Origin of the sequence: Streptacidiphilus sp. MAP12-20, assembly GCF_041262525.1 — a bacterium.
GTDB lineage: Bacteria > Actinomycetota > Actinomycetes > Streptomycetales > Streptomycetaceae > Streptacidiphilus.
The window spans coordinates 389,544-408,296 of the sequence record NZ_JBGCCK010000001.1; the positions used below are offsets into that span (position 1 = coordinate 389,544).

General features: G+C 69.7%; 19 protein-coding genes, 1 tRNA gene and 1 other RNA gene. 10 read left to right on the forward strand and 11 right to left on the reverse strand.

Annotated elements, in window-relative coordinates:
* Positions 1 to 52: 52 nt before the first annotated feature.
* Positions 53 to 385, reverse strand: a complete 333-nt coding sequence (locus ABIA32_RS01720) for a hypothetical protein (protein ID WP_370091857.1) — start codon at positions 383 to 385, stop codon at positions 53 to 55.
* On the opposite strand from ABIA32_RS01720, the gene ABIA32_RS01725 reads away from it, so the two are divergent.
* Positions 317 to 793 (forward strand): MarR family winged helix-turn-helix transcriptional regulator, encoded by a 477-nt coding sequence (locus ABIA32_RS01725; RefSeq protein ID WP_370091985.1) that lies wholly within the window; start codon positions 317 to 319, stop codon positions 791 to 793. The genes ABIA32_RS01720 and ABIA32_RS01725 overlap by 69 nt on opposite strands.
* 19 nt (positions 794 to 812) lie before the next feature.
* Here the strand turns inward: ABIA32_RS01725 and ABIA32_RS01730 are convergent, their stop codons facing one another.
* The 5 genes from ABIA32_RS01730 to ffs form a co-directional block, all read right to left on the reverse strand.
* Positions 813 to 1,433, reverse strand: a complete 621-nt coding sequence (locus ABIA32_RS01730; RefSeq protein WP_370091986.1) for a DUF5063 domain-containing protein — start codon at positions 1,431 to 1,433, stop codon at positions 813 to 815.
* 46 nt (positions 1,434 to 1,479) lie between these two features.
* A complete protein-coding gene (gene recR, locus ABIA32_RS01735) occupies positions 1,480 to 2,079 on the reverse strand; it encodes a recombination mediator RecR (RefSeq protein ID WP_370091858.1) in 600 nt (199 codons plus the stop codon).
* A 204-nt stretch (positions 2,080 to 2,283) separates the two neighbouring features.
* Positions 2,284 to 2,628, reverse strand: coding sequence for a YbaB/EbfC family nucleoid-associated protein (locus ABIA32_RS01740; RefSeq protein WP_370091859.1), 345 nt, complete (start codon positions 2,626 to 2,628; stop codon positions 2,284 to 2,286).
* A gap of 176 nt (positions 2,629 to 2,804) precedes the next feature.
* On the reverse strand, positions 2,805 to 4,925 hold the full coding sequence (locus ABIA32_RS01745; protein WP_370091861.1) for a DNA polymerase III subunit gamma and tau: 2,121 nt from the start codon (positions 4,923 to 4,925) through the stop codon (positions 2,805 to 2,807).
* A 49-nt stretch (positions 4,926 to 4,974) separates the two neighbouring features.
* Positions 4,975 to 5,065, reverse strand: an RNA gene (gene ffs, locus ABIA32_RS01750) — signal recognition particle sRNA small type.
* 123 nt (positions 5,066 to 5,188) lie between these two features.
* Here ffs and ABIA32_RS01755 point away from each other — a divergent pair.
* The 3 genes from ABIA32_RS01755 (at position 5,189) to ABIA32_RS01765 (ending at position 8,350) form a co-directional block, all read left to right on the forward strand.
* Positions 5,189 to 5,273: transfer RNA gene (locus ABIA32_RS01755), tRNA-Ser, on the forward strand.
* Positions 5,274 to 5,451: 178 nt separating this feature from the next.
* Positions 5,452 to 6,135 carry a hypothetical protein gene (locus tag ABIA32_RS01760; protein WP_370091862.1) on the forward strand — a complete coding sequence of 228 codons (684 nt, stop codon included), beginning with the start codon at positions 5,452 to 5,454 and terminating at the stop codon, positions 6,133 to 6,135.
* An 82-nt stretch (positions 6,136 to 6,217) separates the two neighbouring features.
* Positions 6,218 to 8,350 carry a hypothetical protein gene (locus tag ABIA32_RS01765; RefSeq protein ID WP_370091863.1) on the forward strand — a complete coding sequence of 711 codons (2,133 nt, stop codon included), beginning with the start codon at positions 6,218 to 6,220 and terminating at the stop codon, positions 8,348 to 8,350.
* Positions 8,351 to 8,479: 129 nt separating this feature from the next.
* Here ABIA32_RS01765 and ABIA32_RS01770 read toward each other — a convergent pair whose 3' ends face one another.
* From ABIA32_RS01770 to ABIA32_RS01780, 3 genes are all read right to left on the reverse strand, one after another.
* Positions 8,480 to 9,718 (reverse strand): tyrosine-type recombinase/integrase, encoded by a 1,239-nt coding sequence (locus ABIA32_RS01770; protein WP_370091864.1) that lies wholly within the window; start codon positions 9,716 to 9,718, stop codon positions 8,480 to 8,482.
* 10 nt (positions 9,719 to 9,728) lie between these two features.
* Positions 9,729 to 10,013 (reverse strand): helix-turn-helix domain-containing protein, encoded by a 285-nt coding sequence (locus tag ABIA32_RS01775; RefSeq protein WP_370091866.1) that lies wholly within the window; start codon positions 10,011 to 10,013, stop codon positions 9,729 to 9,731.
* A gap of 153 nt (positions 10,014 to 10,166) precedes the next feature.
* The gene (locus ABIA32_RS01780) at positions 10,167 to 10,682 is read right to left on the reverse strand and encodes a helix-turn-helix domain-containing protein (RefSeq protein ID WP_370091868.1); all 516 of its coding nucleotides are present in this window, start codon (positions 10,680 to 10,682) and stop codon (positions 10,167 to 10,169) included.
* A 390-nt stretch (positions 10,683 to 11,072) separates the two neighbouring features.
* On the opposite strand from ABIA32_RS01780, the gene ABIA32_RS01785 reads away from it, so the two are divergent.
* From ABIA32_RS01785 to ABIA32_RS01800, 4 genes are all read left to right on the forward strand, one after another.
* Positions 11,073 to 12,293, forward strand: coding sequence for a DUF3631 domain-containing protein (locus ABIA32_RS01785; protein ID WP_370091869.1), 1,221 nt, complete (start codon positions 11,073 to 11,075; stop codon positions 12,291 to 12,293).
* Positions 12,294 to 12,849: 556 nt separating this feature from the next.
* Positions 12,850 to 13,836, forward strand: coding sequence for a DUF2637 domain-containing protein (locus ABIA32_RS01790; protein WP_370091870.1), 987 nt, complete (start codon positions 12,850 to 12,852; stop codon positions 13,834 to 13,836).
* A gap of 383 nt (positions 13,837 to 14,219) precedes the next feature.
* A complete protein-coding gene (locus tag ABIA32_RS01795; RefSeq protein WP_370091871.1) occupies positions 14,220 to 14,861 on the forward strand; it encodes a hypothetical protein in 642 nt (213 codons plus the stop codon).
* A complete protein-coding gene (locus ABIA32_RS01800) occupies positions 14,851 to 16,617 on the forward strand; it encodes a relaxase/mobilization nuclease domain-containing protein (protein ID WP_370091872.1) in 1,767 nt (588 codons plus the stop codon). Before ABIA32_RS01795 ends, ABIA32_RS01800 begins: the two co-directional genes overlap by 11 nt.
* 118 nt (positions 16,618 to 16,735) lie before the next feature.
* Here ABIA32_RS01800 and ABIA32_RS01805 read toward each other — a convergent pair whose 3' ends face one another.
* Positions 16,736 to 17,365: a DUF1963 domain-containing protein gene (locus ABIA32_RS01805; protein WP_370091987.1), complete on the reverse strand. Its 630-nt coding sequence runs from the start codon at positions 17,363 to 17,365 to the stop codon at positions 16,736 to 16,738.
* Between the two features lie 103 nt (positions 17,366 to 17,468).
* On the opposite strand from ABIA32_RS01805, the gene ABIA32_RS01810 reads away from it, so the two are divergent.
* Both ABIA32_RS01810 and ABIA32_RS01815 read left to right on the forward strand, forming a co-directional pair.
* Positions 17,469 to 17,984 carry a DUF2199 domain-containing protein gene (locus ABIA32_RS01810; RefSeq protein ID WP_370091874.1) on the forward strand — a complete coding sequence of 172 codons (516 nt, stop codon included), beginning with the start codon at positions 17,469 to 17,471 and terminating at the stop codon, positions 17,982 to 17,984.
* Between the two features lie 41 nt (positions 17,985 to 18,025).
* Positions 18,026 to 18,376 carry a hypothetical protein gene (locus ABIA32_RS01815; RefSeq protein ID WP_370091876.1) on the forward strand — a complete coding sequence of 117 codons (351 nt, stop codon included), beginning with the start codon at positions 18,026 to 18,028 and terminating at the stop codon, positions 18,374 to 18,376.
* A gap of 20 nt (positions 18,377 to 18,396) precedes the next feature.
* Here the strand turns inward: ABIA32_RS01815 and ABIA32_RS01820 are convergent, their stop codons facing one another.
* Positions 18,397 to 18,645 (reverse strand): hypothetical protein, encoded by a 249-nt coding sequence (locus ABIA32_RS01820; RefSeq protein WP_370091878.1) that lies wholly within the window; start codon positions 18,643 to 18,645, stop codon positions 18,397 to 18,399.
* Positions 18,646 to 18,753: the final 108 nt, after the last annotated feature.

The window sequence follows — 18,753 nt, forward strand, 5'->3', positions numbered from 1 at the left end:
CTTGTGGCGGCGGGTAGTGTCCGAGGAATGATACGGGCGTATCAAATGGTGATCATCGGGCGTTCGGAAGGGCGAGCGTGGGGGCGGAAGATTTGCCGGGGGCGAGGACGGTGGGAGCGGGATTTGCGGGTGCGGCGGGGATGGGCGACTGCGATGTGGCCTTGGATACATTCTCTCCGATGCGCGCTGCGGTCGCAGTGATGGTGGTGGCGACGGTAGTGGCGGTCGCGTTGGGGGTGGCGTTCGCGGCGGTCCAGGCGGCGGTCCCAGCTGCGGTCCCGGCGGGGGTGTTCGGGGTGGTGCCCGCGGCGGCCGGCTGGGAGTTCGGGAAGACCGCCTCGGCCGGGAGCTTGGTGGTCAGCCGGAGCAGCAGCAGCGCGCCCATCGCGTCTACCGGTGCGCCCGGGGCATGGGCGACCAGATGGAGGCGGCGTACCAGAGCTACGGCATCAGCCGCGGTGAGTTCGATGTGCTGGCCACGCTGCGCCGGGCCGGGGAGCCGTACACGCTCTCACCCCGAGAGCTGACCGCCATGCTGATGCTGACCAGCGGTGGCATGACGGGACGCCTCGACAAGCTGGAGAAGCGCGGGCTGGTGCGCCGCTCACCCGATCCCCACGACCGCCGCGGCCTGAAGGTCAGCCTGACCCCCGAGGGGCTCGAGCTGATCGACCGCGCGGTCACCGGCGGCGTGGAGGTGCAGCGACGCGGCACGACGCAGCTGACCCCGGACCAGATCGAGCAGCTCAACGGGCTGCTGCGGCAGTTGCTGGCCGGGGTCGACGCGATGTGAGCGCCGTGGGGGCAGTCCGTCAGGTGCCGAGCTCGGCGGCCATCAGGTCGCCGGCCTGCTGCTCCAACTGCTCGTCGGTGAGCCCGTCGTGGTCGGTGTCGGTGCCGTCGACGGGCGCCGAGATGGGGCTGTCCATGCGGACGTGCGCGACCAGCGACTGCAGCGCGCGCAGCACGCTCGTCGCCGTCGATCCCCAGTTGGCCAGGTACGAGAACTGCCACCACCACAGCGCCTCGGAGACGCGGCCCTCGCGGTAGTGCACCATGCCGTGGCGCAGCTCGGTGACCACCTCGGCCAGGTCGTCGGAGATCCGGCAGGGCATCGGCTTGTCCGGCGGCCCGTACGGGTCGAAGACCTCGTGGTAGACGTCGATCGGCGCGAGCAGCTCGGCGAGCCGCTGGCGCAGGTCGTCCTCATCCGCGTCCGGGCCGGTGTCCGGCTCGTAGCGGTCCTCGGGCAGGACATCCTCGATCGCGCCCAGCCGGCCGCCGGTCAGCAGCAGCTGGGAGACCTCCAGCAGCAGCAGACTGATCGCGCTGCCCGGCTCGTCCCCCTTCGCGATCTCGGGGAGCGAGAGCAGGAAGCTCTGCACCGAGTCGGCGATCTGCACAGCGAAGTCGTCGGGCATGCCGTCGGGCATGCCGTCATGTCCCTGCCCTGCGGGGACCGGCGGCGTGGTGTGCGTGTCAGACATCGAGAAGTCGTCTCCCTTCGAAGGCCCGTCCGAGGGTGACCTCGTCGGCGTACTCCAGGTCTCCCCCCACCGGCAGGCCGCTGGCCAGACGGGTCACCTTCAGGCCCATCGGCTTGAGCAGCCGGGCCAGGTAGGTGGCGGTGGCCTCGCCCTCGAGGTTGGGGTCGGTGGCCAGGATCAGCTCGGTGACCGTGCCGTCGGCGAGCCGGGTCATCAGCTCCCGGATCCGCAGGTCGTCCGGGCCGACGCCCTCGATGGGGCTGATCGCGCCGCCGAGCACGTGGTACCGCCCGCGGAACTCGCGGGTGCGCTCGACAGCGACGACGTCCTTAGGCTCCTCCACGACGCAGATCACCGTGGGATCGCGGCGCGGGTCCTGGCAGACGCGGCAGAGCTCCGACTCGGAGACATTGCCGCAGACGGAGCAGAAGCGCACCTTCTCCTTGACCTCGGCCAGGGCGTGCGCGAGCCGGCGCACGTCGACCGGATCGGCCTGGAGGATGTGGAAGGCGATCCGCTGCGCGCTCTTGGGCCCGACGCCGGGCAGCCTGCCCAACTCGTCGATGAGGTCCTGGACCACGCCCTCGTACACGCTGCGCTACCTGCTCTCTCCGTCTGGTTCCTGTGGGTGCTGCCGTGGCTCTGCTGAGGCACTGCTGGGGCTCTGCTGGGGCTCTGCTGAGGTCCCGCGGGGTGCTTCGCCGGGTTTCTGCCTGTTCGGGGCCCATCATCCTCCGGTCGAGGGCCGCGTCACAGCTCTACGACACGCCCACTTCCGGGGCCTCCGGTAGGTCCGTCAGAACGGCAGGCCGGGGATCCCGCCCCCGCCGCCCAGGCCCTGGGCCAGCGGGCCGAGCCGCTCGGCTGCCATCCGCTGCGCGGCGAGCGTGGCGTCGCGGACGGCCGCGAGGACCAGGTCGGCCAGGGTCTCGGTGTCCTCGGGGTCGACCGCCTTGGGATCGATGACCAGGGCCTTGAGCTCGCCGGCGCCGCTGACCGTGGCCTTGACCAGGCCGCCGCCGGCCGAGCCGTCGACCACGGCCGCGGCGAGCTCCGCCTGGGCCTGGGCGAGTTGCTGCTGCATCTGCTGTGCCTGCTGGAGCAGGGCCTGCATGTCGGGCTGGCCACCACCGGGGAACATGGGCGCTCCTGTCGTGCCTGTTGGTCTGCCTCTGCGGAGCGGGACCGCTCCAGGGTGAGCCTACGTCGTCGGTGCGTCGGATCGGCGTCAGTCGCGGACGAAGCCGCGCGACGCTCTTTCGCCCACAACTTCCACTACGTCCACTACTTCGCGCTCGGGTACGCCCTTCGACCGCCTCAGCGGTCCTTCGTCATCTCCTCGATGACCGTCGCCCCGAGCTCGCGGATGATCAGATCGTGGCCGGAGACCGAGGTGGTGTCCTGCTCCGGGATGTCCTCCTCCGGATCGAAGGGGGGCGGCGGCATGTCGTCGAAGTCCGGGCCCTCGTAGGCCGAGGCGGTGGGCGGCGGAGGCGTCGGAGACGCCGGATACGCAGGCTGGGCGGGCGCCGGCGTCGAGACCGGTGGTGCAGCCTGCGGCGGCGTCGCCTGGAACGCCGGTGCCGGAGCCGGCGGGGACGCCTGAACGGGCTGCGCCGCCGGGGCGGGCGCGGTGGGCGCAGCGGGCGCGGTCATCGGCCGGGACGGCGCGGCCGACCGCCCTGCGGCAGAGCCGGCCGGGCCGATCAGGCACTCCACCTTCCAGGAGACGCCCAGCGCCTCCTGCAGGGCCTGACGCAGGATCTCGTCGTGGCCGCCGTTGACGAAGCCGTCCCGCGTACCGGCGTGCTCGAAGCCGAGTTGCAGCGCGCCGCCGTCGAAACCGGCGACCTGCGCCTGTTGCAACAACATCCAGGTGACCCGGCGGCGGCCCTTGACCGCGTCCAGGATCTGCGGCCACACCTGCCGCACCTGCGCCGCGCTCACGCCACCGGCCTCGGCGGCCGGTGCGGGCATCGGTGCGGGTGCGGGGGTCTGGGGCTGCGGTTGATGCTGCTGCACAGGGGCGGGTGCGGGCGCGGGCACGGCGGCGGGCGTCTGCTGTTCCGGCTGGGCGGGCTGCTGACCGAAGCTCGGCGTCACCGGCCAGGCACCCGGCGTCCGTCCGGTGCCCGCCACCGGCGCGGGTGCCGCGACCGGAGCAGGGGCGCTGGTCGGCGTGGGCATCGCGACTCGAGCCGACTGGGCCGCCGCCTCCACGGCCGGAGCCGTGCCGGCCGCCGGAACGGCACCGAACGGCGCCGGACCGCCTCCGCCGACGACCCCGCGTCGCTCCAGCTTCTCCAGACGCGCCTGCATCGAGGTCTCGTCCGAGAACGCGGCCGGCAGCATCACCCGGGCGCAGATCAGCTCCAGCTGCAGCCGAGGCGAGGTCGCGCCGCGCATCTCCGTCAGACCGGTGTTGACGATGTCCGCGGCTCGGCTCAACTCGGCCGCGCCGAACCGCTGCGCCTGCTGGTCCATCAGCGCGACCCGGTCGGCAGGGGCGTCGATCAGGCCCTTCTCGCCCGCGTCCGGCACGGCGGCGAGGATCACCAGATCCCGCAGCCGCTCCAGCAGGTCCGCGACGAAGCGGCGCGGATCGTGGCCGCCCTCGATGACCCGGTCGACGATCCCGAAGACCGTCGACCCGTCCTGACGGGCGAAGGCGTCGACGATCTCGTCGAGCAGCGTCGCGTCGGTGTAGCCGAGCAGCGCCGTGGCCATGGCATACGTCACACCACCGGCGTCGGCGCCGGCGAGGAGCTGGTCCATCACCGACATCGAGTCACGCACCGAACCGCCGCCCGCGCGGACGACCAGCGGATAGACGGTGTCCTCGACCTGGATGCTCTCCTGCCCGCAGACCTCGGCGAGGTAGTCGCGCAGGACACCGGGCGGCACGAGCCGGAAGGGGTAGTGGTGTGTCCGCGAGCGGATCGTGCCGATGACCTTCTCGGGCTCGGTCGTGGCGAAGATGAACTTGAGGTGCTCCGGCGGCTCCTCGACGACCTTGAGCAGGGCGTTGAAGCCGGCCGTCGAGACCATGTGGGCCTCGTCGATGATGTAGATCTTGTAGCGGCTTGAGGCGGGCGCGAAGAACGCCTTCTCCCGCAGGTCACGCGTGTCGTCGACACCACCGTGCGAGGCGGCGTCGATCTCGATCACATCGATGGACCCGGGCCCGCCGCGCGCCAGATCCTGACAGGACCGGCATTCCCCGCAGGGGGTGGGCGTCGGCCCCTGCTCGCAGTTCAGACAGCGGGCGAGGATCCGCGCGCTCGTCGTCTTGCCACAACCGCGCGGCCCGCTGAACAGGTACGCATGATTGACCCGGTTGTTCCGCAGCGCCTGCTGCAGCGGCCCGGTGACGTGCTCCTGCCCGATGACCTCGGCGAAGGTCTCGGGGCGATAGCGGCGATACAGAGCGAGCGACACGTCAACGACCCTAACGGTCCCCACCGACAAAACGGTGGCCTAACAACGCAAGGACCCCCCGTGCACCCGCCAGAGCTCACCTACCCTTGCTGCCTTCCGGCCCTGGGGGGGTTCAGCGAGATAGCGCCACACGAGGGGCTGCCCCCCACACTACCGGATCCCCGCCCCACTTCTCACCGCCCCTCCCGCCCACCTCCGGCCCGCCCCCCACCTGCGTCGACCGTGTGCACGACCACCCCCAAACATCTAGTAAGCTCTCCCACGGAGGATTCGCCTAGTGGCCTAGGGCGCACGCTTGGAAAGCGTGTTGGGGGCAACCCCTCACGAGTTCGAATCTCGTATCCTCCGCACCCGCCCACCAGGGCAGACGAGGGCCCCGACCGCACTGCGGTCGGGGCCCTCGTCGTTCCGTAGTTGCACTTCTAGTTGCGGTTGCTCTCCTTGGCGCAGAATCGCTCGGTGCCCAGGCAATCAACCGCGCGGAAGGCATCATGTGCGTGTGATCTCGCCACAGCACGATCTCGTTATGCGACTCGTCGAGTCGGAGAAGCCGGCCGATGTTGTTCACGCCGGCGCTGCCTGCCTGGGGCAGATGCTGGGTGGCTTCGCGTGGGTGAGGTCGCGGCAGTCTCTGGAGCGTCGGGCGGCTCGTCGCCGCGAGGTGATCGGGCTGATGAAGAGCAAGTACAACCGGGCTGGACAGCTGATCGAGTTCATGGCGGAGCAGCTGGCCGTCTTCGATGACGACCTGGGTGCGTGGCGTCGAGCCAATCCCGACCTCACGGTGCGCAGGCCGGAGTCGGTCGAGGCGATCGTGTGCGCCTCCAGCTTCTTGGACATGTCGAGTGAGTACTTCGTGGTCCTGACCCGCCCTGAACAGCGCCTGGCGAAGCTTGAGCAGTTCGCTGATCACCTGCACGAGACGGCGCTGCCGTGGTTCGCCTGGTCGGCCGACCCGGAGCGGCTTGTGAGTGCTGCTCCAGACGCCGTGCTCTCTCCTTGGGGATTTGCTCAGGACCTGATGGAGTTGCTCGTCAGCGCGGATCGGACAGCGGAGGCGTGTGCTCTGTGGACGCGGGTCCTGAATCTCAACTCGAAGCACCAGCAGGCGTTCGCGACGGGTCAGGCCATGGCCGAGGCAGGGGAACGCCCTCGGTGGCACACGGCTGAGGCCATTGGGTGGAGCGCGTCGGTGCTCGATCTTCTGTAGGTGGTGCTGTGACCGAGGAGGTTCACCTGGGTCGCGCCGAACCCGATTGCGCAAGGAAACACAGCAGGTTCACGATGGGGCCGTGAGTCTGGTGGGTCAATCAGTCCTATTCAAGGTGACGGTCCGACCCGCAAGGGCCGCCTACCTGATCGCCGAGGGAAGCCGGGACGGCTTCCGGCGGGCAGTGCAGGAAGCGACGTCTCGATGGGGCGGTCAGACCGAGCCCATCGTTCCCGTCCTGGAGGACGGCACGATCGCCCCGGACCACCGGCGGGTGATCGAGGTCGCCCATGTGGATGGCGTGGTGAACGTCGACGCGCCGACCGATCATGCAAAGTCATTGGCTGCGTCGTTCGATATGCAGTGCGTGACTATCGATCAAATCGACCGGTGGGGCGTGAGCATGTTCACGAGCCATCCCGCCGATCTGGCGCTGCCAGCGACCGTCGATGGAAGCAACGGCTATGTCGTCGCCGCCGAGGGTGCCCCGCTGTGGCAGGTGGCTGCTGCAGGCGACCTGACGAGCGAAGCGGAGACGGGGTTCCGCGACGCCGGAATGGTAGTGCGCCGAGCTCGGTTTGATCACGAGATCGGCGAGTCGCAGCTCTGGGATCACACCCTGCTCGGGGCGACCACGGTGTCGATGGCTGAGACGTGGGCGTCGCCGGCCCCAATGGACGCGTCGACGGTCATCATCCTCGTGTCGGATGCAGATGACCTCGAAGGTTGCCTGGCGTTTTGGAACCTGCGTGCTCTGCGCTCGGTGAGCCCCCGCGGGGTAACCCCCATGCACCTGCTGCCCCTGGACATCAGCCACTGGACGGCGTGGCCGCGCGTTCTGTCCGGCGCGTTGCAGCGGCCCGACCAGTTCTCCCCGGATGTGCTGATCGCCTCCTCCTCTGTGGAGGAGGAGGCGATGCACGCCTTCGCCCAGCGCATGGGTCTGCAGCTGTCCGAGGAGCAGCAGGTTCGTCGCTCGATGAGGTTCGGCAAGGAGGTGTTGAAACGCGCAGCGCCGTTCACCTACTTGCTTGGCATTCCGGTAGGGTACGTCGCTTTTGAGCGTCGGTACGGCCTTGCGGCCTTCGTCGATGTGCCGGTGGTCGGTGAGAAGACTGCGTTGCGCCTCACCTGCCCAGTGCCGACGAAACTGGACTACGGCGGGCTGTCACTCGTCAGCATCTCCGATGGGCCGATTGCTGCGCTTCCCAAGCGTGGGCCGGTGGCAAAACTCGTCGAAGACAGTGCCGAGTGGCATGACGACGCCATCCAGATCGCTACCCGTCTACAGCGGGACTGGCGGCTGGAGCTTCGGATCCCGACTCTGGATGCGGCGTATGAGGCAGTGCTACGCGAGCGGACTGCATCCCACCCGCTGTCCGACAAGGGCGCGATCGGAACGGGTCTGCTGGATGAGACCGCAATGGCAGTCTTGGCCGAGCCGGACGTCTTCGAGACGATCCGGCAGCTGACGACTCCGCGCGGAGAGGACATCGCGAAGAAGCTGCAGAAGCTGTTCGGCAAGGGGCAGCCGCTGACCGAAGAGCAGAAGGCGTTCGCCGAGGAGTTCGGTGGGCGCAGCGAGCGGGTCTTCAAGAGCGCCGACCGCCTGGGTTACGGGTCTTTCGAGGCCGCACAGACGGCCCTGGAGCGTCTTTCCGGGATCGGCTGGGCCGAGCGCGGCTTCCAGACTGCGTGCAACGAATGCAAGATCAGGAGCTTCGCGCCGTTCTCCCAAGGGACGGCCCGTGGGATCGCGTGCTGCCCTGTTTGCGGCTCGTCGACTGATTACACCCGCGAGCCGGGCCGCGGTCTGGTCGTGCACTACCGGCTCGACGCGCGTGTGGACTTCGCCAATGACAACGGCGTGATCGCCCACCTCATGGTGATCGGCGCCCTGTCCCGGCGCTACACGCACACCCTCCTCCAGCCGGGGGTGGATCTCTTCTTCGCTGATGGGGCGCGAGGCGAATCCGACGTCATTGGCATCTGCGACGGCAAGCTGGTCAGTGGCGAAGTCAAGATGTCCGGCCGGTCGTTCACCGACACGCAGCTCAACAAGGACCTGGACATCGTTGAGCGGCTGCAGTCGGACATCTACCTGATGGCAGCTACCAGCCCTATCCAGGAGGAGAGCAAGGAGCGCGCGAAGGCCCGTTGCGACGAACTCGGCGTCGAACTGCTGATCCTCGAACGTAACGACCTGCTGCGTTGACTCTGCGGCTTGGTCGGCTGAGCAGAGACAGGAAGGCCGTCCACGAGGCCGCCGGCAAGCTGGTGAACATTGCCAGGGCAAGTGCCCGTGTTGAACTGGTCACCAGTTCAACACGGGCACTCACTTTGGTCAGGCTGCGGGCGGCTCTTCGGGCGTCGGCCAGAGCAGGCTGCCGATCTTGTCGGCGGTGTCGGTCAGCACCCGGTTGGTGAGGTGCTGGTAGCGGCGACGCATCCGGGCGGACTTGCCGGGCTCCCAGCCCATGATCGCGTCGACGATGGCGTCCGGGACGCCGAGGATCAGCAGGACGGTCGCGGCCGTGTGGCGGGCGTCGTGGAGCCGACCAGTGCGTAGGCCAGCCGCCTTGAGAAGGTCCTTCCACTCGTGATGGTCGGTGTTCGGGTTGAGCGGCTCACCGGTCGGCGAGGTAAAGACGTAGTCCTTCTCAGTCCAGAGGTCCCTGGCCAGGCGACGCTCCTGCTCCTGCTCGTGCCGGTGCTGGAGCAGGAGGGTCAGCAGCGGGTCGGGGATGCCGATGGGGCGGCGTCCGGCGCGGGACTTGGTGTCCTTGGTCTCGCGGCGGATGTTGACCTTCTGTGGGCAGTAGCCGGGCTTGCGCCCGCAGGGGTGGCCCGCGCAGCCGTGCTGGTAGCGGGGCCGCAGCCGGTTCCGGTGGACCGTCAGGACCCGTAGCTCGAAGTCGACGTCGGTCCACTTGAGGCCGAGCACCTCGCCCTGGCGCAGGCCGAGCGCGAGGGAGATGACCCAACGGGCAGGGTGCCGCGTCTTGTTGGCGAGGTCGAGGAGCCGCTGCACCTCCTCGACCGTGTAGGGCTCGACCTCTTCCTCCTCCAGGCGCGGGGCCTTGGCGACGGAGGCGGGGTTGACGGTGAGGTGGCCACGGCGCACCGCTTCGTTCAGCGCGGTGCGAACCGTGCGGTGGACCTGGTGCGCCGTACCGGCGGCGCTGCCGCTGGCCTGCATCTTGGAGTAGTAACGCTCGAGGTGCTCTGGTTCCAGCTTGGCGAGGCGGTGCGCGCCGAGGCCGGGGATGAGGTGGTGGTAGACCGCGACACGGTAGCCGTCGATGGTGTTCTCGCCGACGTGCGGCGCGGCGATGTTCTCGACCCAGTGAGTCAGCCAGGTGCTGACGGTCCAGGTTTGACCGGCCTTGGCAACGGTCCCGGCGTCGCGCTTCTTCTCCAACTCGCGAACGGCCTTGGTGGCGTCGGCCCGGCGCTTGCGCATGACGTGGCGACGGTCGGGCTTGCCGTCGTCCTTGACGCCCACGGTCACGTAGCCGTGCCAGTAGCCGTCCTTGCCGAGGAAGATCGAGGAAGCGCCGTTGGGCTGACGGGAGTTGGCCATGTCCGCCCCCTCAGGCCGCGAGGGCGGTGGTCGGGGCGACGGCCTGGGAGCGAGCCGCGATGTAGGCGTCGAGCGAGTCGACGGGTACGCGGCGCAGGCGGCCGATCCGCACGGAGTGGACCTCGCCGGAGGCGATCAGCGCGTACATGGTGGTGCGGCCGACGCCGAGGCGGCGGGCGGCTTCCTCGACGGTGAGGGCGACCAGAGTGGTGTCCGGGGTGGGGGCGGAGCACTCCAGGACGGCGGCGCGGAGCTGGTGCTCGGGGATGCCGAGGGCGTCGGCTATGAGGGACAAGGCGGGCAGGGTGGACAAGGAGATGCCTTTCGGCGGTCACGGGGGCAACGTGACCGCTGGACTGTTCGGGATGGGCGGTGGGCAGAAGGGCGTCCGCGCTGGTGAGACCCCCGGCGTTCGTAGCGCCGAGGGTCTGGGCGGACGGTACACCGACTATTCGGCGGTGGGACCGGCGGGGCCGAGGAGTGGGTCGAAGGGCGACCCGGGAGCCGGGTAGAAGACGAGTTCGGTCGGTTCGGCTTCGTCTTCGACGCCGAGGCGTGCGGCGATCTCGTCGTATCTAGCCTCGGCCGCGTCGAGTCTGGCCTTGGCGGCGTCGGCGAGGTCCTGGGCCACTTGGTGTTCCTGCTCGGCCTTCTGGATGTCGAAGGCGGCTTCCTGGAGCTCCCAGTGCGGGTCATCGGGGCCGGCCACGGCTTCGAGCATGAAGTTCGCGGCGGGGACGCTGAGGGCTTTGGCGAGGCCGAGGGCCTCGTCGAAGCTGATGCCGCGGGTGCCGTTCTCGATCTTGGCGATCTGGGTCTGGTGCAGCTTGAAGCCGAGGCGTCGCATGCGCTCGGCCATGTCCTCCTGGGAGAGGCGGGCCGTCGTGCGCAGGACCTTCAGGTTGTGCGCGACCAGGGCCTCGCCTTCCGGCGGGGTCCAGCGCTGGGGCTTGCTTTCGTCCACTTGGTGCACCTCCTCTCTCGGGCGGGACGAGGGTCTGGATGACCCACAGTCCTAGACCATACCAGCATGGTGTGCCCAACCTGCAAGCGCATATACCTAAATGTGATCTAGATCACAGCATGCTTGAACAGGGTTTATGCTGCCATGGGCTGGAGAGATCATGCGATATGAGGTTGACGGCGGGACGCACGCTCGTGCATGCTCATGCTGCAAGGGCATCAAAAGACGAGTCGAAGAGAGGTTGAGCGTGTAGGTGCCCGCCCCGAGGAACGCAAAAACCCCCGGCGCTACGAACACCGGGGGCTGCTGGATGCCTCGCCACCGCCCATCCCAGGACAGTCATCGCGGCGGAACCGGGTTGCCCCCCGGAGCCGCCGAGTGAGGATCTCCATGACCGAGAGTACAGCCCCCGACCACCCGACCGCAGCCCCTCTGGCCGCCGTGCCGTCCTCCCCAGCCTGTGGACAGCCGGATGCCATCACCCCCACGGCCGCATCCGACGCCGCCGTGCTGCTCGACGAGCTCCGGGCAACCCTGGCCCGCTTCGTGGTCCTGCCCAGCGAGCAGGCCCTGGACGCGACCGTGCTGTGGATCGCTGCCACCCACCTGCAGCCGGTGTGGCAGCACGCCCCGCGCCTCGCGGTGGTCGGCCCGGCGAAGCGCTGCGGCAAGTCTCGCCTGCTCGACCTGCTCACCGAGACAGTCCACAACCCCGTCATCACCGTGAACTCCACAGCGGCGGCCATCTTCCGCTCCATCTCGGACGAGCCGCCGACCCTGCTGGTCGACGAGGCCGACACCATCTTCGGCAGCCCGAAGGTCGCCGAGAAGAACGAGGAGATGCGCGGCCTGCTCAACGCCGGGCACCAGCGCGGCAGGCCCGTCCTGCGCGTGGTCGGCAAGGAGCACGCCCCGCACTCCTTCGCCACCTTCGCCATGGCAGCGCTCGCCGGCATCGGCGACCTGCCCGACACGATCATGGACCGGTCGGTCGTGATCCGGATGCGTCGCCGGGCCGAGGGCGAGCACGTCAGCCCCTACCGCACCCGCCGCGACAGCCCCGCCCTCCACGCCCTGCGGGTCCGGATCGCGCGCTGGACTGCCTCGGTGGCGGACCAGGCCCTGCACCTGGAGCCGAGCATGCCGGTCGAGGACCGGGCCGCCGACACCTGGGAGCCCCTGGTCATCGTCGCCGACCTCGCGGGCGGCACCTGGCCCGACCGCGCCCGCACCGCCTGCCGGCGGATGGTCGCCGCCGAGGCCCAGGCCGAGGAGGACAACCCGTCCAACGCCCGGATCCTGGCCGACATCCGCCGCGCCTTCGCCGCCGCCGGGGACCCGGAGAGCATGTCGACCGACGCCCTGCTCTACCGCCTCAACTCCGACCCCGAGGCCCCCTGGGCGGAGACCGGGCGCGGCGGGCTGAACCCACGTGCCCTGTCTGGGCTGCTGCGCGAGTACGGCATCCGCTCCGGCAACGTCCGCATGCCCGACCAGACCCAGCTCAAGGGCTACCTGCGCACCAAGTTCACCGACGCCTGGAAGCGCTACTGCCCCACCGTCCACCCTGTCGAGGACGCGGACGCCAGTAGAGGCGCGCACACCGGCTGACGCCGCGCCGAGCACCTGACCGGCCGGCACCGGATTTCCCCAGAAAATCGCGCCCGATTTCACCGGAAAAGGCGCGCCGATTTTCCGGGAAAATCCGCCGCCACCGGGCACACGCCGCTCTCACCGCAGGCAGGGCGTTCAGAAGCTGAACGCCGAGCCGTTCAGAATCTGAACGCCGCCGTGTACAGCTTCTGAACGGCCCACCAAGGCCCGCCCTGCACACCCCGTCTCGTGCTGTCCCTGCCGTCCCAGCCGTATAACCGCAGGTCAGAAGGCATCTGGCCAAGACGGCACAGCGTCCCAAGACGGATAGAGATCCGTCCTCGCCCCGCGCCGACCAGCACGACCGCCCCACTCGCTGCCCCCGTCGGCACGCAGCCACCCCAGCGCTGCCAGGCCCGCGCCGCCCGCCGAGACGTGTCCCGGACGGCGCGAAGACGCCACGTCGGTGCCCTGCCGTACCGGCTCTGACCTGCGACGGCAACGGCAAGACGGCCAAGACGGATCACCGCACACCACCACCCGAGACCTCACCCCGAAGGGGCACCCCGCACCCATGCTTGACACCATCCTGTCCGCCACGCCCACCAGGCCAGGCGGCCGACACCGCGCCACCTGGTGGGACCGGCTCGCCATCGTCCTGCTCGGCATCGCCGGATGCGCCCTGTCCTACGACGCCCTGCGGCAGATGGCCACCGCCGTCCACGTCCGCCCCACCCTGACCTACCTCTTCCCCGTGGTCATCGACGGCTTCATCGCCTACGGCGTCCGCGCCCTTCTGGTCCTGCGCGAAGCCCCGCTCCCGGCGCGGCTGTACGCGTGGGGGCTGTTCATCGCGGCGACCGCCGCGAGCATCTGGGCCAACAGCGTGCACGCCCTGGACCTGAACCGGCCCGGCGCGGTCACCCTGCACCTGGGCGACACCACCGTCACCGTGCTGTCCGCCATCCCGCCGCTCGCCCTGGCCGGGGCAACCCACCTGCACCTCCTGATCAAGCGATACGGCGGCACCCCTGCCGAGCCCGCCCTGGCCCTGGCGCCCGCAACTCCCGCCGGGGTTCAGGACGGTCCGCAACCGGCACCCGCCCAGGCGGCGGAGGTTCCGTACACCGCGTCCGCAGCTCTGCCCGTGGCGACCCTGCCCCTGCCGCGGACCCTCCAACCCGTCGCCCCAGCCGCCCCCGAGAGCACCACCTCGCACCCGGCCGACGAAACCGAGCCCGAAGCCGGGCACGACGGAGCTGGCGATCCGGACGACGTCCTCCACGAGCCCGCCGAGGACCACGAATCCGCAGGCCAGGTCCCGCAAGGGGATTCGGGGCAGTCTGCGGTGCCGAGTCCGGGAGGACGCCCCGCGCTCGCCTCCATCGCCGAGCTGGCTGACGTCATCGCCGCCGCCCACCCCGACGGTTCCGGACTGACCCGCGACAGCGCCCGAAAGGCCGTCACCGACGCCGGACTCGGAGCCGGCACCGAACGGCTCGCCGAGGCCACGGCCCTGGTCCGGCAGCGCACCGAGGCCCGCCAGCACCCCGCCTACTGACCCCGCATCAACGGGCCCTGCCCGGAACTGGACCGGTTCCGGGCAGCGCCCTCTTCCCCGCCCCCTACCCCAGAAGTCAGGCCGAGCCAAACCGGCGAGTCCCCGCACACTCACCACCCAGCAGACCCACCGAGCACGGACAGGAGTCCCCGCCCCTCGTGAGCCGCAATCCCTTCTCCCGCAAGACCCGCACCACCGAAGCCCCGCCAGCCGCTAGCCTCGCCGCAGGGCAACCGCCCACGCTCGACCGCCCCAACATCGGGGACGGCCTCCCCTCGACAGCGGAGCAAGCTGGGGCGAAGTCCACATCGCCTAACGGCGATGCGGACTTCGCGCTTGTGCCCGCCCCGGCGGGGGCGGGTACCGGCCCGGCCCACGGGGCCGTGACCGGAGCAGTGGGCGTGGTGGAGGCCGAGCGCGGCCACCACCAGGGCCAGCAGTTGCTCGCCGAGCCGAGCGAACCCGACGACGACGCTGTCGTGCGCTTCGCGCCGACCGTCATCCCTGACGTGTTCGTCCACCGCGGCGTCGCCGCGAACGACATCCCCGCGCCCGCCCGCGACAACGCCGTGCCGGGCGCCGAGCGTCGTCGGCACCTGAGTGATGTGCTCTACCGGCCTCGCTCCGGCATCAAGCGCTCGGTGCAGCTGACGTGCTCGGCCGAACCGTCGGAACGCGAGTTCCTCAAGCGCGCCGCTCGCGAGTCCGGTCGCTCGCTATCCGGGTACCTGATGGACGCCGGGCTCGCGTTCGCACACGCCTACCTTCCCGACGACCAGCGCCCTGAGGGGGTGCCGGCGCTGCCGTCGCCGCAGGCCACCCAGGACCTTATGGTTCTGTTCGGCAAGCTCATCCGGGAGTTCCACCGCGTCGGCAACAACCTCAACCAGCTGATGCGCGCCGTGCACTCGGGTGTGCTGCCCGACCGCGCCGAGGACGTCCTGGACGAGTTGCAGCAGGTCGCGGTGCTGGCCCGCCGCGCACTGGAGCAGGTCCTGGCCGGGGGTGGTCGCCGTGGTGCCTGACGTCTCCACCGGTGACCGCTCCCGCGGCCTGCTGTCCTACCTCTTCGGTCCGGGCCGCCGGGACGAGCACACCGACCCGCACATCGTCGCCGCGTTCGCCATGCCCGGACTCGTTGATCCCGGACGCGTCCCCCTCGACCAGCACCAGGCCACCCTCACGGACTTGGCCGACTACCTCGACCAGCCCGTCCGCCTGCGCGAGCAGCGACTGGGCAAGAAGGTGCCGCAGCACGTGTGGCACTGCCCTGTCCGCACCGCACCCGGGGACCGCTACCTCACCGACGAGGAGTGGGCCGAGGTCGCGCGCCGCATCGTGCACGCCACTGGCATCGCGGAACACGGGGACGACGCGGCCTGCCGGTGGATCGCCGTGCGGCACGCCGAGGACCACATCCACATCATGGCCACCAGCGTCCGCGAGGACGGCCGCCGACCCCGCAACAAGGGCGACGGCCGCCGCGCCCAGGCCGAGTGCCGGCGGATCGAGGAAGAACTCGGACTGCGCCGCCTCAAGTCCGGCGACGGCACCGCGCCCAAGACCCCGACCAGCGCGGAGCGTGCCAAGGCAGAACGCCAAGGACGTAAGAACACCGCGAGGGTCTGGCTGCGCGAACACGCCTACGCCGCCGCAGCCGCCGCCCAAGGCGAGGAGGAGTTCTTCGCGGTCCTCACCGCACTCGGCATGAAGGTCCGGCCCCGGCTCGGCCCCGTCACTGGGGAGGTCACCGGCTACAGCCTCGCCGCACCCGGCGACACCAACAGCGCAGGAGAGCCGATCTTCTACGGCGGCTCCTCCCTTGCGCCCGACCTGTCCCTGAACCGGCTCCGCGAACGCTTCACCCCCACCCAGAAGCAGGAAGGAGAGCAGACCGGCCGGGCTGTGCGCGCGGACCGGGTCGACGCGGGCAGCACCTGGCGCCGTGCCGACACCGAGCTGCGCACCGCGTTCGCGCTCGTCGCCCAGGCGGCGGAGGGAACGGCGGGGGAGCAACTGGACGCCCAGGTCCAGGCGCAGGCGGCGGCGTTCGCCGAACTGCTCCACAACACCGCCGCCGCGGCACCGCGCCAGCTCCGCGCCGAACTGTGCGCGGCAGCGACCGCGTTCGGCCGAACCAACCGCTCGGCGATCCGCGCTGAGCACCGGGCAGCCGACGCACTGCGCCAGGCAGGAAGGGCGCTGCTGACCGTGCCGGGCAGCAAGGACGGCGACTTCGTCACCGCCGCACTCGTCTCCGCCGTCTTCCTGCTCATCGCCCTGGGAGAGTGGCACACCCAACGCGGCCACCAGCAGCAAGCCGCAGCCGCCCACCAGTCCCTCGCTCACCTCCGCACCGCCCAACAGCAGGCCGCGCAACCCCGACTTGCTCAGCTCACCGACCGCACCCCCAACCGACAGGAGGCCGACCGGCTCGCCGCCGTCGTTCAGACGGTGGTGCCCGAGCAAGCCCAGCGGATCCTCACCGACCCCGCCTGGCCCGCCCTGGCCACCACGCTCGCCCAGGCCGAATCCGCCGGCACCCCAGCCCACCGCGCCCTCGCCGACCTGACCGGGCAACGCGAACTCGCCACCGCCGACCGCCCCGCCGAAGTCCTCCTCTGGCGCCTGCGCAACCACACCGCCGACCAGATCAACCGCCGCACCAACGCCGCCACCCACCGCAGCGCGGCCCGTCGTCCGCCCACGACACCTGGCCTTGGAGTTGTGCCCGCCCAGCCACGGCCGACCGACACCGAGCACCGACGCCGCACCCGCTGATCCATCCCGGCCCGCGCCCTGGCGACGGAGGATTTCAATGCGAAAGCCAGCGGCTTTCGTTTTGAACGGCCGGGATTTCAACTTGAAATCCCGGCAGCCTGTGACCGCCGAGCGCAGCTCAGCACTGCCACAGGAACTTCGCACGCCCGCACGGCTCACAGGCGAACGCATAGGCGCCGCCGCACCCCCCGAAGTTCATGGCAGTGCTGTGATCCGGGCCCTCCTCCAGCTGAACGACCAACGGCATGGGGGCGGCGCACGACGGACAGGACGGGGTCTCGTCGCCCTGAATCCAGGCAGGGACACCGCCGAGCTGACCGAGCACGGCGGACGCGGGACGGTTGTTCTTCGCCGCCCACGCTTCGCCGGCGTCGTCGTAATCGGGCTCGTCCACCTGCTCCAAACTGACCGCCCGAACGGAACCGAGCAGAAGCACAGCCTCATCGACGTCCCCGACCGGCAGGGGCAACGGCTCAAGGCCATCCGAGGAGAAGAGCAGAGTCTGGTTCCCGCCGGAGTCCGGCTCCCAATCGCTGCACATCCCCGGATCGTTCTGGCACGCGAACAGGGCCAGGACCCCCCGGTCCTCAACGCCCTTCCCGAGATCGTCCAAGACCACCTGGGCCAGGAACTGCATCGGGCCGCTGCACGAGGCACAGCAAGGCCACGGAGTCCCGGCCGGAGCCAGAGGCACACCGCCAGTCCGCGTCACCGGAGCAGTCGGCGCAACCGGACCTGCATCGATCATCAGAGTCGTCACGGCCAGGACTCTAGAACAGAGCAGCGACACAACCGGCTGGCCCCCGACCACCCCCGCGGCAACGTCACAGGCGGTCACTAAGCTCCCCCGCATGACCACCGACCTGGGATACACGTGCTCCTGCTGCGGACAGTTCCACGCGGAGCTGCCCATGAGTTACTCGACCATGGCGCCCGACGTCTGGGACGAGGCGTTCGCGAACGCGTCCGACAGCATGCTCTCCTCGGACCAGTGCGTCATCAAGGCACAGCACTTCTTCGTCAAGGGCATGATCGAGATCCCGGTCATCGGCAGCGATCAGGTGTTCTCCTGGGGAGTCTGGGTTTCCTTGAGCCGAGACAATTTCGGCCGAGCCCTGAACGTGTGGGAGACCCCGGGCCGGGAGTCCGAGCCGCCCTACTTCGGCTGGCTGACGACCTCTCTCTCCACCTACTCGCCGAACACCCTCAACCTCAAGACCAACCTCCACACCCGGAAGGTCGGACAACGGCCCCTCGTCGAGCTTGAGCCCACCGACCACCCGCTTGCCGTCGAGCAGCGGACCGGCATCACCTTCGACCGCGTCCGCGAAATCGCAGAGTCCGTCCTTCACCCCGGCGCTGCGTGATGAGCCCCACCGGAGAAGGCCCAGTCAAGACGCTCTGGGAGATGAGCGAGCGCGAATACCTCGCCAACGTGGGACGCCGGCCAGGCATGTTCGTGGGAACAGCGTCCTTCCACGCCGTGACCGCGTTCCTGACCGGCTACGACCAGCACGCCCAGCGCCACGGCGGCCCCGGACTCACAGGATGGCCCGAGTGGGTCGTCCGTCGTCGCGGGCGCAGCTGCAACCACGGCTGGCCCGGACAAGTCCTCCACATCGCTCTCCCCGACGGCTGGGACAACATCTGGAAGCTTCCGCCGGACGACGAGAAGCACGCGATCGAGGTCCTCTTCCAGCTACTCGACGAGTTCGTCACCGAGCGTGAGGCGTCATCGACCGGTGATCCGTCCAACTAGCGTGTCCCGGCTTACCGGTGCTATCCGTGACCGAAGAAGCGCTCGTCCACGAGCGCGGACACGGCAGATTCGATGTTCTCGCGCGTAACGCTCGGGACCACCAGTAGGCACCTGGCTGTGAAGCGCCCAAGCCGAGCCATGTCACTGGTTACCGACTGGGCGAGTCGAACCGGGTCGTACACCTCGACGACTGCCCTGCCACCGTCCCCGACGACAGTCACGTCTAGCCAGCCCTTAGCCTCCTGAATCGCCCAGTCATACTCGTCCATGGGCACAGGCCATTCGATCCGAAAATCCATGGTCGAATCCTGCCCCTCCCAGGACTACCGCGACATGCGAAGCGAGAACCCAGAGAAGCTGCCCCTCAGACACTCGGG